Source organism: Planomicrobium okeanokoites (assembly GCF_003428875.1).
Taxonomy (GTDB): Bacteria; Bacillota; Bacilli; order Bacillales_A; family Planococcaceae; genus Planococcus; species Planococcus okeanokoites.
The window spans coordinates 1-14,386 of sequence record NZ_QQRS01000009.1 but is presented as its reverse complement, the minus strand read 5'-3'; the positions used below and the strand labels follow the sequence as shown (position 1 = coordinate 14,386).

At 46.3% G+C, this 14,386-nt stretch carries 11 protein-coding genes and 1 pseudogene; 9 read left to right on the top strand and 3 right to left on the bottom strand.

Going from position 1 to position 14,386, the window contains the following annotated elements:
- Window positions 1–141: 141 nt before the first annotated feature.
- From D2910_RS14330 to katG, 3 genes are all read left to right on the top strand, one after another.
- Window positions 142–1,200 carry a GGDEF domain-containing protein gene (locus D2910_RS14330; protein ID WP_117313970.1) on the top strand — a complete coding sequence of 353 codons (1,059 nt, stop codon included), beginning with the start codon at window positions 142–144 and terminating at the stop codon, window positions 1,198–1,200.
- Between the two features lie 225 nt (window positions 1,201–1,425).
- Entirely contained in the window at window positions 1,426–2,067 is a 642-nt protein-coding gene (locus D2910_RS14325) for a Yip1 family protein (protein WP_117313969.1), read from the top strand.
- Window positions 2,068–2,433: 366 nt separating this feature from the next.
- Window positions 2,434–4,698, top strand: a complete 2,265-nt coding sequence (gene katG / locus D2910_RS14320; RefSeq protein WP_117313967.1) for a catalase/peroxidase HPI — start codon at window positions 2,434–2,436, stop codon at window positions 4,696–4,698.
- Between the two features lie 50 nt (window positions 4,699–4,748).
- Here the strand turns inward: katG and D2910_RS14315 are convergent.
- A pseudogene (locus D2910_RS14315) lies at window positions 4,749–5,332 on the bottom strand (YdeI/OmpD-associated family protein).
- Window positions 5,333–5,352: 20 nt separating this feature from the next.
- Window positions 5,353–6,537: a hypothetical protein gene (locus tag D2910_RS14310; RefSeq protein ID WP_117313965.1), complete on the bottom strand. Its 1,185-nt coding sequence runs from the start codon at window positions 6,535–6,537 to the stop codon at window positions 5,353–5,355.
- Between the two features lie 146 nt (window positions 6,538–6,683).
- Here D2910_RS14310 and D2910_RS14305 point away from each other — a divergent pair, with 146 nt between their 5' ends.
- From D2910_RS14305 to D2910_RS14295, 3 genes are all read left to right on the top strand, one after another.
- A complete protein-coding gene (locus D2910_RS14305; protein ID WP_117313963.1) occupies window positions 6,684–7,463 on the top strand; it encodes a nitroreductase family protein in 780 nt (259 codons plus the stop codon).
- Window positions 7,464–7,820: 357 nt separating this feature from the next.
- A complete protein-coding gene (locus D2910_RS14300) occupies window positions 7,821–9,365 on the top strand; it encodes a malate:quinone oxidoreductase (protein WP_117313962.1) in 1,545 nt (514 codons plus the stop codon).
- A gap of 445 nt (window positions 9,366–9,810) precedes the next feature.
- The gene (locus D2910_RS14295) at window positions 9,811–10,149 is read left to right on the top strand and encodes a hypothetical protein (RefSeq protein ID WP_117313960.1); all 339 of its coding nucleotides are present in this window, start codon (window positions 9,811–9,813) and stop codon (window positions 10,147–10,149) included.
- Window positions 10,150–10,220: 71 nt separating this feature from the next.
- On the opposite strand, the gene D2910_RS14290 is transcribed toward D2910_RS14295, so the two are convergent.
- The gene (locus D2910_RS14290; protein ID WP_101801018.1) at window positions 10,221–10,778 is read right to left on the bottom strand and encodes an ECF transporter S component; all 558 of its coding nucleotides are present in this window, start codon (window positions 10,776–10,778) and stop codon (window positions 10,221–10,223) included.
- Window positions 10,779–11,027: 249 nt separating this feature from the next.
- Here D2910_RS14290 and D2910_RS14285 point away from each other — a divergent pair, with 249 nt between their 5' ends.
- The 3 genes from D2910_RS14285 to D2910_RS14275 are packed head-to-tail and all read left to right on the top strand — an operon-like array spanning window position 11,028 to window position 14,155.
- Window positions 11,028–13,097, top strand: a complete 2,070-nt coding sequence (locus D2910_RS14285; protein WP_117313959.1) for an ATP-binding protein — start codon at window positions 11,028–11,030, stop codon at window positions 13,095–13,097.
- A 12-nt stretch (window positions 13,098–13,109) separates the two neighbouring features.
- Entirely contained in the window at window positions 13,110–13,601 is a 492-nt protein-coding gene (locus tag D2910_RS14280; RefSeq protein WP_117313957.1) for an LURP-one-related/scramblase family protein, read from the top strand.
- Window positions 13,598–14,155, top strand: coding sequence for a GNAT family N-acetyltransferase (locus tag D2910_RS14275; protein ID WP_338088706.1), 558 nt, complete (start codon window positions 13,598–13,600; stop codon window positions 14,153–14,155). Before D2910_RS14280 ends, D2910_RS14275 begins: the two co-directional genes overlap by 4 nt.
- Window positions 14,156–14,386 lie beyond the last annotated feature (231 nt).

The window sequence follows — 14,386 nt, the reverse complement described above, 5'->3', positions numbered from 1 at the left end:
AACTTTTGGGGCAGTTTTTATTATGAAGGGAAATTGCCCATGGATAGGCCTGAAGCGTGATAATTTTTTTGAAATTAGCGCAAATAATAATTTTTACCTTATAATTAAGAAAAGTAAGAATTTGTATGGGATGTGAAAAGGATGAAGATTTTATCGAAGAATACGCATCATTCGGATCATGCGCTGGAGATTATCTTTTCTTCGCTGCGCTGGTTTTTTCTGGTCATGGCAATAGCTGTTTTTTATATTCAATACATTGGACAGCCAGACCGGACAACAATGATTCTATTCTCATCTTTGGTTGCGTTTGGCATCTTATACATGGCTGTCTCCGATTATTATTTACATAAATCACCTGAAGGATCTAAAAGATACACGATCATGACAAAATGCGGGCCGCTTTTTGACTTTATTTCTTTTTCTGCCCTTATACCTTTAACTGGGGGAGTGGACAGTCCGCTTTTTCCTTTGGCCTATTTAATTATTTTGCATATCACGGTTTATTGGAGGTTCACAGGCGGAATAATCGCTGCATTCCTGTTCATTTTTGTCTATTCGATTATTTTCTTCACACAGGTCCCGGACGTGTTTACGTTAAATAGTTTTACCGAATATATCAGTCAGACGGTCTTTTTAGTGATAATCGGCGGCTTGGGCGGCATTATCGTTTCGAGAGAAAGAAAGCATCATTCAGATAAAAATATATTGGCAGAAGCGGCAAACCGGGATTACCTCACCGACTTACTAAATCATCGGTCATTTCAGGAATGCCTGCGGAAAGATTTGGAGAGCGGCAAAGATTTCCACCTTGCTCTCACCGATATCGATAAGTTCAAAGCGGTAAATGATAAGTATGGACATGTGATGGGGGATGCCGTTTTGCGTGAAGTTGGCGCGATCATCACTTCCATCATTCCAGTCAAACAAGGAAGGGTATTCAGGTATGGAGGGGAAGAGTTCGCCATCATCCTCTATACGAATAAACAGGATGAGGTGGATAAGCTGCTGGTCGCAACCAAGAAATCCGTTGCGGACCACGTATTCAACAGCAACGGAGAAACTTTTTCTGTGACCATGAGTTTCGGAAGTTGTAAGCAAAACGGAGAAAAACCGGATCAATTGGTGAAGAAAGCGGATAAATTGCTTTATGCGGCAAAAGACAGCGGCAGAAACAGGATCGTCTATTCAACTGCAGGATAAAATACGGAAAAAAGGGGGTGAGCAAATTTCATCCGCTTTTTTGCTTGTATAACCATTGCTGAACAAACCTCTTCAAATTGAAGAGTAATAAATAAAAGCAAATCGCTTTAAATTATTTGATAATTCTGATAAATATATTAGCAATGCATCAGGCTATACATTAGAATAAATAGGAGATGCCTCTGCCGTACACGATTATCGCCACAAAGAAAGGAGGAAGAAACCATGGTAAGGGAAGATCGAATACGCAAGGAGCAAGATATCAATCCTTTCACGGATATTTGGCTGCGAACGCGTGAAACCGTCCGTTTCGTCATCGAACGGAAATCTGCCCAATACATTATTCTGCTGATTGTCCTCACGGGGTTTGCATCAGGCTTGATTGGACTCATGAACAACCGCAGCGCTGAAATGGGCCCCTGGGCGGCCTTTTTCCAGGTGTTGATCGGCGGTCCGATCGGAAGTGCCTTCGGTTATTTTATAGGTGCCGCTATCTTGACACTGGTCGGACGCCTATTCAAAGGAAAGGCCACTTATCAGGAAATGTTTAAGGCGCTTCCCACAGCGCAGATACCGCAGATTTGGCTCCTGCCGCTGCTGATCATCTGGGCCCTGGCATCCCCGGAAACGTTCTTTGCGGATCGTATGGATGTGGAAGGAAATCCGATTACGGTCATCATGTCTATTGTAATGGCCGCAGTTTCAATCTGGACATTTGTCATCGTCTGTAAGGCGGTGGGTGAAGCACATCAGGTGTCATCCTGGAAAGGATTTTTCATCGTCGTGATTCCAGGCGTTATTATCGGGATAATTGTCGTTCTTATCATCTTTGTCCTTTTCGCCTCATTTTTCAATATGTTTAATTAGGAAGGGAGGTCAGGATAAAAAGAGCCATATTCATTCCGGAACTGCTGTTAATGCCCGGCAACGTTTTTTAAGATGTAGGGTTAATTGGTCTGCTGAACATCCATTTGTTTTCATTTCTTCAGCGGTGAATAAAATATTGGCTGGCGTATTCAGGCGGTTGGAATGAAACCGTCCGCATACGCTTTTTTACATTAATTAGGGTGTATATGAAAAAAATCGTCATTTGCAGTCATTCTGCTGTTCAGTCCCTCTCTAGTTTAGTATAATTCTAATGTAAGAATTATTATCTGCCAGCAGTAATGCATAAAAATCGCAGATTTAAAGAGAGATTTAGTTTTTTCATTATCAATTAGGAGGGTTTAGAGAATGGGAAACAATGAACAAGGAACTAACGAGCAAAAAAACCACACTGCAGCTTCGGATGCACAATGTCCGTTTACTGGTGCAGGCGGCGGACAGCCAAGCAGCCAAACAGGCGGACACGCTGACAGTGCAATAACAACATCCAACAAACCAGGCAAAACACAGAACAAAGACTGGTGGCCGAACATGCTGAATGTGAATATTCTGCATCAGCACGATACAAAAACAAATCCTCTAGGGGATGAGTTTGATTATAAAGCGGAATTCGAGAAATTGGATTACGCTGCACTGAAACAGGATCTTCGTGACTTGATGACTGACAGCCAGGACTGGTGGCCGGCTGATTACGGACATTACGGCGGTCTGTTCATCCGTATGTCTTGGCATGCTGCAGGGACATACCGTACAGCAGATGGCCGCGGAGGCGGTTCTACCGGAAACCAGCGTTTTGCACCGCTTAACAGCTGGCCGGATAACGTAAACTTGGACAAAGCGCGCCGTTTGCTTTGGCCGATCAAGCAGAAATACGGAAACAAAATTTCATGGGCTGACTTGCTTGTGTTGACGGGTAACGTGGCACTTGAGTCGATGGGCTTCAAAACTTTCGGATTCGGGGCAGGCCGTGAAGATATCTGGTCACCGGAAGAAGACGTATATTGGGGCAATGAAAAAGAATGGCTGGAAGACAACCGTTATTCCGGCGACCGCGAGTTGGAAAACCCGCTCGCAGCCGTTCAGATGGGCTTGATCTATGTGAACCCGGAAGGGCCTAACGGCAAACCGGATCCGCTTGCAAGTGCTGTCGATATCCGTGAAACTTTCGGACGTATGGGTATGAACGATGAAGAGACTGTTGCGTTGATCGCAGGCGGCCACACATTCGGTAAAGCCCACGGCGCTGGAGATCCTTCCAACGTCAGTGACGATCCGGAAGCAGCCGTAATGGAAAACCAGGGAATCGGCTGGAAGAGCACTTACGGTTCAGGAAAAGGCCGCGATACGATTTCAAGCGGTATCGAAGGTGCTTGGACTGCCAACCCGACGCAATGGGACAACGGCTTTTTCGAGCAATTATTCGGCTACGAATGGGAATTGACGAAATCTCCTGCCGGCGCATACCAATGGACGGCTAAAGATTTACCGGAAGATCACATGGCACCTGATGCTGAAGATTCTTCCGTCAAAGTGAAGACAATGATGACAACAGCGGACATGGCGCTTCGCATGGATCCGACTTATGAAAAGATTTCACGCCGTTACTATGAAAACATGGAAGAATTCCAGGATGCGTTCGCCCGTGCTTGGTTCAAACTTCTTCACCGCGACATGGGACCAATCGAGCGTTATTGGGGACCGGAAGTACCGACAGAAGTATTGATCTGGCAAGATCCAGTTCCAGCAGCACCAGGCGTTCTGACTGCAGCTGAATTGGAAGAGCTGAAAGGGAAGATCATGGAAAGCGGATTAAACCCGCAGCAATTGATCAAAACTGCTTGGGCATCTGCCAGCACATACCGCGATTCAGACAAACGCGGCGGTGCAAACGGAGCTCACATCCGCTTCGCTCCACAACGCAGCTGGGCAGCGAACGAGCCGGAAGAATTAGAAAAAGTGCTTTCTTTCTATGAAAAACTGCAAGCAAGCATGGACAATAAAATCAGCATCGCTGACTTGATCGTCCTTGGAGGAAATGCTGCAATCGAACAGGCTGTAAAAGCGGCAGGTTTCGATATGGAAGTACCATTTGCCCAAGGCCGCGGAGATGCGCTTGAAGAACATACGGATGCAGAAAGCTTCGACGTGCTGGAGCCGGTTTCGGATGGTTTCAGAAACTACCAGAAGAAAGAATATTCGACAAGCCCTGAAGAGATGCTGCTTGATAAAGCGCAATTACTCGGCTTGACTGCACCGGAAATGACTGTGCTTGTCGGCGGTATGCGTGCCCTTGGTGCAAACCATGCAGGCGCTGCAGAAGGCATCTTCACTGACAACGTCGGTGTGTTGACAAATGATTTCTTCGTCAAGTTACTGGATATGAACATCGATTGGACGCCGTCCGAGTTCAACAAATACGAAGGCAAAAACCGCAAAACAGGTGAAACAGGCCTGACTGCGACACGTTTTGACCTTGTATTCGGCTCTAACTCGATTCTTCGTGCCATTGCTGAAGTATATGCACAAGATGACAACAAAGAAAGATTCGTTCGCGACTTCATCAAAGCTTGGAACAAAGTGATGAACGCTGACCGTTTTGATCTGAAAAAATAAATCGAACCTCTCGATTTTGCCGCAAGCACACTGAGTGCTTGCGGTTTTTTTTATGGATATTTTTCTTCCTGCTTGTGCAAACGCCCCTTATCATTCCACTGCCCATACATCTTATTGGCGCGTGTGTTTTCTATGAATTTATCCAGCCTTGCATTGAAAACGGCAGGGTTTTTTTTATGCTTTGGATTGTGTCGATTCGAATCCTTCTGTAGAGTTCCGGGAAATTGAGGAAGTTCTGGCTGACCTGTTCGTCTTCTTTCAACCGTTTTTCAATCTCTTCATCAATCGTAAACGCTTCAGGGCGCATGTCGGGAAGGGCTTTCCGGCCCTCCTCTGTCATTAACCCCAGTTTCTCCAGTCTCCTCACTCTTTCTTTGTTCAACTCGGTCCAATTGCTCTTTTTCGACCTCGGAGAAAGGCGTTGGGCCAGTTCAGTATCGGATATTTTCTTTTTGGTACTGTCAATCCAGCCAAAACACAATGCTTCTTCCACCGCATCCAAATACTGGAGGCGATCTGCCTGGTCAGCATTGCCCAGCAGCACCCAGCAGAATTTTTCTGTCCGCGAATGTTCTTCCAGCCAGGCACGTAATTCTTCTCTGGTCTGCACGCTGATTAGATTCTCAATCTCCATTTTCCTGGCTCCTTCCGGTTTTATTTCAATGAAACCTGAATTGAAGATTTGTTTGTATCATCGATATGACCCGTGAACGTGCCCATGCCTTCAATCTCAAGCGAATCGCCCGATCTGGCAGGCGGTTCTTTCAAAAAGACTTCCAGTGTCTTTATCTTCATAAAATCATCGGCAAACAGGGTCAGCACAGGACCATCTATAAAATATTCATTTGAACCGATGCGTATTTTCAAAAAATGCTTGTGGAGGGCCTGGTTGCCGTGAATAACGAGGTTCATCGGATCGAAACCGGCAGATTGGATCGTGCCCGTAAGCGTCAGCTTGATGCCGGAATGATCATTGAAGGATTGAAAAGCATCCTTTTTTTGCTGCTGCATTTTCTCGATGATGTAATTTACTTCGTCTTTATTGCCATCCAACGAAATGGGGGCAGAGCGATAATCAGGTTTCAGCGTTTTGAAAAAATGATAAAGGTCGAGTTCGGAATGCATGAAATCGTCTTGCCAGCGGGAAGCAATCTGATCGAGCAGCAGACAGAGAAACAGCCCCGAGCCATAGCAGCTTTTGCGGATATGGACATGGGAATCTTCAGCATTCAACAGCAGGCTGGAATAGCGCTGGAGAGCGGTTTCACTGTCGTCGATCTCACGCAGCGCCTGGTATTCTACGAAAAAAGCAGGACCTTCAATCGTTTCGACGCGGTTTTCATATTCGACCACCGCGGGGAAAAGCCGTAGCCGTTCATCGCGCAGCGCAATAAATTCATCCAGCAGATGGCCGTTCGAACCTTGCATTACAGCATCAAAAAGCACCTTTCGTTCCAGGATGCGCAGCTGGATGAGCTGAAAATCGGCAGGGAAGGCGGGACCGATGGCTTCGTTTGGAAAACGGCTTTCACCAAGTGAATTCTGGTAGGCGTGAAACGATTCATGGACGATAAGCGAATAAATATCCTCAAACGAATCAAAATACCGGATATCGACGATCGCGGTGGGAACTTCTTCAAAGAATATGTAAGTGCAGGAAACAAATTGATCAGTCTTGGGAATGGAGATATAGGAATTGCCGGCACATTTCGGATGATTGAACAGACAGACTTCGTCGGCGTTGTAAATGGCAAATGCGCTTCCATGGAATGCGTCCCAATATTTTTCGAAGTCCATCGTCGGCAATGCCGTCAAAATTTTTTCAGCCAGTTCCTGCATGACAATTCCCCCTCTTTATTCTGTAACTATTTGACGTTGGGGGAGGAATTTCCTTGTTTGATAAAAAGGAATCCGAACTCAATTACTTAAAACCAATATCTGAACATTCCTATTAATGCTATTATTTATCATAGGGAGTGGTGAATTTGGAATTGAAGGATGTTATACATAACCATAAATCAATACGCGAATACGAGGACCGTGAAATCAGCCAAGAATTGCTGGATGAGATACTGGAAGCGGGAATACGGGCTTCTTCGAGCGGCAATATGCAGACCTATTCGATTGTGGTGACGAAAGATAAAGCGTTGCGTGAGAAATTGTACGAAGCGCATATGAAGCAGTCGATGGTAGTGGATGCACCGGTATTGGTGACGTTTTGCGCGGATTTCAATAGGATGCGGAAATGGCTGGTGCTCAATGACGCGCCGGTCCATTTCGATAATTTCATGAGCCTCATGATCGGCGCCATCGATGCCACTTTGGCGTCGCAGAATTGCGCGCTGGCGGCGGAAAACCGGGGGCTCGGGATCTGTTATATGGGATCGACGCTGGCGAACTGTGACCAGGTCGGCGAATTATTGAATCTGCCGGAAAACGTTGTCCCGATTGTCGGCTTTTCGCTTGGCTATCCGGCAGAAGATCCGGCGCCGCGGGACCGTTTGCCGCTGGAGGGGATCGTCCATTATGAGCAGTACCAGGATTATTCAGAGGACGACATTTTGAAGATCTATGAGGAACGGAATGAAAACGGATGGAACCGGTATATGGCCATTCCGCGCCTGAAAGAAATGGTGGAAGAGCTGGGTGTGAAAAACCTGGCCCAAGTGTATACGATGGCGAAGTACACGAAAGAATCGCATACGGCCTTTTCGCAGAAAGTGCTGAGCTATTTGGAGAAGCAGAACTTCATGAATAACGATTGAGTTTCCTTACAAGTACTGAAAGCCCGCATTCCGGATATATCGGAATCGTGGGCTTTTGCTTTGTGTTTTTATTCTTGTGCCGACTTTTTATCCTCTCCATAGGAAATTAAAAGATTTTTGAGCCAGCTAAAGAATTTTACGTTCATACCCTGTAAAATAGGTAGCTTTTCTTTATTGCCGCCCGGAAATGGTATATAATTATCATTTAGAAGTAGAACTATTTACTTTATGGCAAGTTGCGATAGATTTTACGAAAAACTGAGGCAAAGAGATGACTTCCGGAAAGACTGGCTTGAGAACGAATGAGGCAGGATGGCCGGCATTTTTTTGCAAATTTATAGGATAAGGAAGGGTATAATGAGCAGTGTACCAAAGAAAACAGACGTTATCTTAATCGGAGCCGGCGTGATGAGCGCGACATTGGGCTCAATGTTGAAAGAGCTGTCACCGGACTGGGAAATCAAAGTATTTGAGAAACTCGAGAAAGCGGGAGCGGAAAGCTCCAACGAGTGGAATAATGCGGGTACAGGACATGCGGCGTTATGCGAATTGAACTACACCCCGGAGAAAGCGGATGGCACTGTCGAAATCGACAAAGCGATCAAGATCAATGAACAGTTCCACCTTTCCAGACAGTTCTGGTCGTTCCTTGTAAATAACAAACGCATCACGAATCCACAGGACTTCATTATGCCGATTCCACATATGAGTATGGTGCAAGGTGAAAACAATGTGCGATTCCTAAAAAACCGTTTTGAAGCGTTGACGCAGGTTCCATTGTTCGACGGCATGGAATTCACGGATTCTCCTGAAAAATTGAAAGAATGGTTCCCGTTGATTATGGAAGGCCGTACTTCTGCGGAGCCGATCGCGGCAACGAAAATCGACACTGGGACGGATGTAAACTTCGGCGCATTGACTGAAATGCTGTTCGAATATCTGGAGCAGGAAAATGTCGAAGTGAACTACGAGCATACCGTCAAAAACATCAAACGGTTGAGCGACGGCACGTGGGAAGTCAAAGTCCACGATGTGAAAAACGACAAAATCGAATACCATACATCAAAATTCGTCTTTATCGGCGGCGGCGGTGGAAGCTTGCCTTTATTGCAGAAAACAGGCATCCCGGAATCCAAGCAAATCGGCGGCTTCCCGGTAAGCGGCTTGTTCCTGGTCTGCAACAAACCGGAGCTTGTCAATCAGCACCACGGTAAAGTCTATGGTAAAGCGAAAGTCGGCGCACCGCCGATGTCCGTGCCGCATTTGGACACACGCTATATAGACAATAAAAAATCATTGCTGTTCGGACCATTTGCAGGCTTCTCACCGAAGTTCCTGAAAACTGGATCGAACCTGGATTTGATCGGATCGGTTAAACCGAACAACGTCTTGACGATGCTTGCAGCTGGAGCTAAAGAAATGGGCTTGACGAAATACCTCGTCCAGCAAGTTATGCTGTCAGATGAAAAACGCGTCGAAGAATTGCGTGAATTCATCCCGAACGCAAAACTTGAAGACTGGGACGTAGTCGTAGCCGGCCAGCGCGTCCAGGTCATCAAAGACACAGACGACAAAGGCAAAGGAACACTTCAATTCGGTACGGAAATCGTAACAGCTGAAGACGGTTCGATTGCCGCACTTCTTGGCGCATCCCCGGGTGCTTCTACAGCAGTGCATGCAATGCTCGAGATTTTCAATAAATGCTTCCCGGAACAAAAAGAAGCATGGGAGCCGAAAATCCGTGAAATGGTGCCATCGTACGGCGTCTCATTAGTGGACAACCCTGAATTGTTCAAGGAAATCCATGAAATGACCGATAAAGCACTTGGTTTGAATAATATTGAAGTTGATACAAATGAAACAGTCGGAGCAGGAGCGAAGTCTGTTAAAGAAAAAGCGTAAATAGATGAGTGGAGGAGAAAGTCCCGGGTGGGGCTTTCTTCTTTTTTTGGTTTGTGTGCGGTGAGTGGGATTTATGTGCGCACAGCGAGATTTGTGTGCGGTGAACGAGATTTGCGAGCGGTGAGAGAGACTTGTGTGCGGTGAATAAAATTTATGTGCGCAGTACCAAATATGTGCGAAATTTAGTGAATTTACGTAATCTGTAAAGCTTGACCCAGCTTCCTATTTCCCACACCAAAATTCAAAAGCTTAAAGCGGATGTTTTTCGCCATGCGAAAAACTCCAATGTCTTAAAAGGAGCTTTCGCGTCCGCGAAAGCTTTTCATCCTAAAGCTTTTAACCCCCAATAAAGGGTTTTACATAAAATATGTGGAAATACTATAAATTGGTATTTCAAATTTTGCTGTATACCAGAATACGTAATAGAAAAGATGGGTGAATCCGAATGGAGTTCAAACTAGGAAACGGGACGCTTATGCTGCCTTCTTTGCATGTCATGATTATGGCGGTCATTATTATTTACCTTTTAGTGAAGTGGAGCAAGCAACTGGAGAACCGTCAGTTTACGGTTTACTTCTATTTTTTGATCAGTGCTTATATCATGCCGATTTACTCCAGCTATTCAGACCGAGACGGTGAATTTCAGCTCATGTTTCCTATCGGGTTTGTCGTTGTTTTCTTTTACTTATTCCGGAGTGAAAGGTATCATACAGCTAAAATGAAAGCCTGCTTTTTAGGTTTGGCCATTGCGTGCTATCAAATTATTCGCCATTACATAGGATAGAATGAGAAAGAATTTTTCTGCACATAAAAAGGAGAAGGCTTCCGTCACGGAAGCTCTCTCCTTTATTGGTTTTATTTTTGGAAATCTCTTTTGAAGAACGGCACTTTCTTCAACGCGATGACCACCGGAATGGCGACGATGAGACCGACAGCGTTTTGGACAAGGTTGCCCGGAATCGAAGCGGCCGGGATGATCAGGTTGCTGAAGATGATGGCTTCACCGATGTAATAGACGGCCAGCATGACCGGCACAGAGGCGATGGCTCCGACGATGTTGAAAGTTTTGCTGTTGCCCATGCGGCTAGCGGACCAGGCGATCTGGCCGACGATATAGCCCTGCAGGCCGCGTGCGATAAATGAAATCGGTGCCCAGGCTGTCCAGCCGGATACCAGGTCGAATAATCCCATACCGAAAGCGCCGGCAAGCGCGGCTTTTTTCGGGCCGAAAAGCATGGCGATGATGAACAGCATCGCTGTTCCGAGATGGACAAGTCCGCCGTTTGCGGCAATCGGCAATCGGATGTTCAATAATAATGTAGCTACGAATACCAGCGCAATCGCCATCGACGTCAGGATCAGGTCGAACGTGCTTTTGCTGGAAACAGTTGTTGGGGCAGTTGTTTTTTGCATGGATTTACCTTCTTTCTTCGGTTCTTTTAGTCATCTTACTTTCCTGATAAGAATAGCAAAGGGTTGACCCACTTAAAAGTGCCAATTCCGATAAATTCTTAGGGGTCAGTTTAATAAAGTAGGTTGACCCGCGTATCTGTGGGTTCTTTTTGGTAAAATGTAGGGAGCAATCGAATCAATGTCAGTATGAAATTGATTCGAGAGATACATGATTTTTAATTTGCCAGGCATAGATTGGAGAATACTTGTATGGAGAACGAACAGTCGCGATATTCGAGGCTTGCCAATATCACCCAAATCATTAATACGAAACTGGAATTGCGGGAAGTGCTGGAGCAGGTGACAACGGCCATTTCAGAGGAGATTGTGCGATGCAATTCAGTTGGCATCTACCTGCCGCAAAAAGATGGCACTTACCGGGGCTTCGTGGGGAAACCTGAGCTGATGGGTGGTATGACTTTGCAATCGCAGGTAATCGATCCGGCAAACGATCCCCTCGCAGCGGATGTCATTGCAACCCGAAAAACCATCTATATACGGGACACCGCGACCGACCATCGTCCGGATCCGCGTTCGGTTGAAGCATTCCAGATCAAGTCGCTGCTGGCGTTGCCGATTTCCTATAACGGGGAATTATTCGGCCTGGTGTTTCTGTTCGATTCCGGCACACCGATGGATTTGACCCAGTCCGAGATAGAAAGTGTTGAAGCTTACGTGAATATGGCGGCCGTCGCCATTCAAAATGCGAAATCCATTTCCCAGAAAGAAAAATTGCTTGAAGAAAAGCAATTGCTGCTGGATCTTGCCCAAGAGCTGTCGCTGTGTTCGACGATACGGGAAAGCTTGAAAACCTGTTTCACTTACCTGGATAAAACGGCTGCCGGCTGTGAGCTTGCAGCGCATATTGTAAAGCCTTCCTTGGAACAAGGCGGCAAGCGGCTGGAATTCTATAAGGCAGGCGAAAAGACGGAAGCGGAATGGAATGAACACCTGATACAGCTGGGTTCGCTGGCCAGCTATAAGGAATTACTGGATGACGCGGTTTCTTTAAGGAAGCGGATGCGGCTGGTCCTGAACGGCGATAAAGATCTACTATTGTTTCCGTTGGTTTCGATGGGGAAAGTGCAGGGCGTCATTTCAGCGATAAGCTCGTTGGAACGGGAGAATTATATTGAAGATCCGCAGATTCTTCTGGCTCAATCGATTGTGGACGCTACTGCGCCGGTATTCTCGAATTTATTGTACATGGATCAATTGGAAGTGATGGTCGAAGAGCGGACGAGTGCACTGTACGCTGCAAACAAGCGGGTCAACAGTGTCGTCGAAAGTATTACCGACGGATTTTTCGCGCTGAATAAAAATTGGGAATATGTCTTCATGAATCAGCATCATTTTCTGCCTGGAGGAAAAAAAGCGGAAGATGTGATGGGAAGAAACATCTGGGAAGTCTACCCGGATACAGTGGATACCGTCATCTATACTGAATTCCACCGGGCGATGGATGAGCGGATGACCGTGCGTTTTGAGACGCAATCCGACGAGGAAGATTATTGGTATGAAGTAACGGCGTATCCTTTCGACGATGGCATTTGCTGTATGCTCAAAAACGTCAAGGAAAAAAAGAAGTATGAAAAAGAGCTGAAGAGGTTAGCGAATCTGGACTTGATCGGCCAGATGGCAGCAGGAATCAGCCATGAAATCCGCAACCCCATGACGACGGTGAGAGGCTTCCTGCAATTGCTGAAAACAGATGAATTATTGGCGCCGCACGAAGGGCATTTCAATCTGATGATTGATGAACTCGATCGTGCCAATGCCATCATCACAGAGTTCCTGTCGGTCGGCAACACCCGGACTTCGGATATGAGAAAGATGAATCTGAATACCATCATCAATGATATCTCGCCATTGATCAAAGTCGATACGTTCAATCAAAATAAACACCTTGAGATCTATACGCAGGAAATTCCTGATTTATTGCTGAATCATAACGAAATCCGTCAATTGATCATCAATTTATACCGCAACGGCCTGGAAGCGATGGAACCGGGACGGACGCTGACAATCGGGACTTATGTGGAGAATGATAATTGTGTCGTGCTGGCGGTGCAGGATCAGGGCTGCGGAATCGATTCCGAAATCATCGAGAAAATCGGCACGCCTTTCTACACGACCAAAGATGAAGGGACGGGTCTTGGCCTTGGCATCTGCTACGCTGTAGCAGCGAGGCACAACGCTAAAATCGAAATTGAAACCAGTCCTGAAGGCACGATTTTCTTCACACGATTTCCGATTGATAAGTCAATTGAAAACGAATAAGGGGGAACGGCAATGAGACAGCTTTACATGAAGCAGAAAGTCTTTAGTCTAAGCGGCAAATTCACGGTGAAGGACAAGGAACAGCAGGATATCTATTACGTTGAAGGCAGCTTCCTGCAAATTCCGAAGACATTCACCATCATGGATCCTACCCGCAAGGAAATTGCGTTGATCACCAAAAAAACATTCAGCCTGCTGCCGAAGTTTTTCGTGGAAGTGGATGGCCGTGAAGTGCTGACAATCAAAAAGGAATTCACTTTTTTCAAAGCGAAATACACCATTGATGCCGAAGGGGTCGAAGTGCAGGGCAATTGGTGGGATATGAATTTCGAAGTATTGCAGCACGGCAAAGTCGTCGGTTCCGTCAGCAAGCAATGGCTGACCTGGGGCGACACGTACGAGGTTAAAGTGATCGACGAAGAGATGGAACATCTTCTGATTGCGCTTGTCGTGGCAATCGATTGCGTGAAGGCGGATGAAGCAGCTGCGGCTGCGGCGACATGATGGACGGCAGGTACATTTTCGAATCAGAACGGCTGGGTTTCCGAAGATGGAAGGCTGACGATAGAGGAGCGTTTGCCCGCATGAATGCAAATCCGCAGGTAATGGAGTATTTTCCGAACATGCTGACGCAAGCTGAATCCGATGGTCTGATCGAGCGCTTCGAGCAGCATACAGATGAAAGAGGTTTTGGTATCTGGGCAGTCGAACGCAAGGAAGACGTTGCGTTCATCGGTTTTATCGGATTGCTGGAAGTGGGCTTTGACGCCGGTTTCCAAGGTGCAGTTGAAATTGGCTGGCGGCTGGACAATAAATTCTGGAAACAGGGCTATGCCACAGAAGGGGCAAAAGCCTGTCTGGATTACGCGTTCGGTGTTTTGGGTTTGAATGAAATTCTGTCATTTACAGCGACGCTCAACCATCCTTCCGAAACGGTCATGCAACGGATCGGCATGAAAAAAGCGGGCGAGTTCGACCACCCGAAACTGAAAGACGGCAGCCCGTTGAAAAGACATGTGCTCTACAAGATCACAGCGGCCGAATACGCGTTGCGATGAGCGAAATGCATTGACTTATTGCCGTTTAGGGCTTATTGTTAGAGACGCGATGAGCTCATTTGCGTAAGACGGACAAGCATTCCCTAGAGGAACACGTTGTGGAGCGTGGCTTGGACGCCGCAAATATCGATGCACCCTGCCTTTTGGCAGGGTGTTTCTTACGATTAGTCAATAGTTTTTAATCATTTTCAAAGAGGTTTTTCCGTGAGTTCTTATCTTTTAAAAGACGGA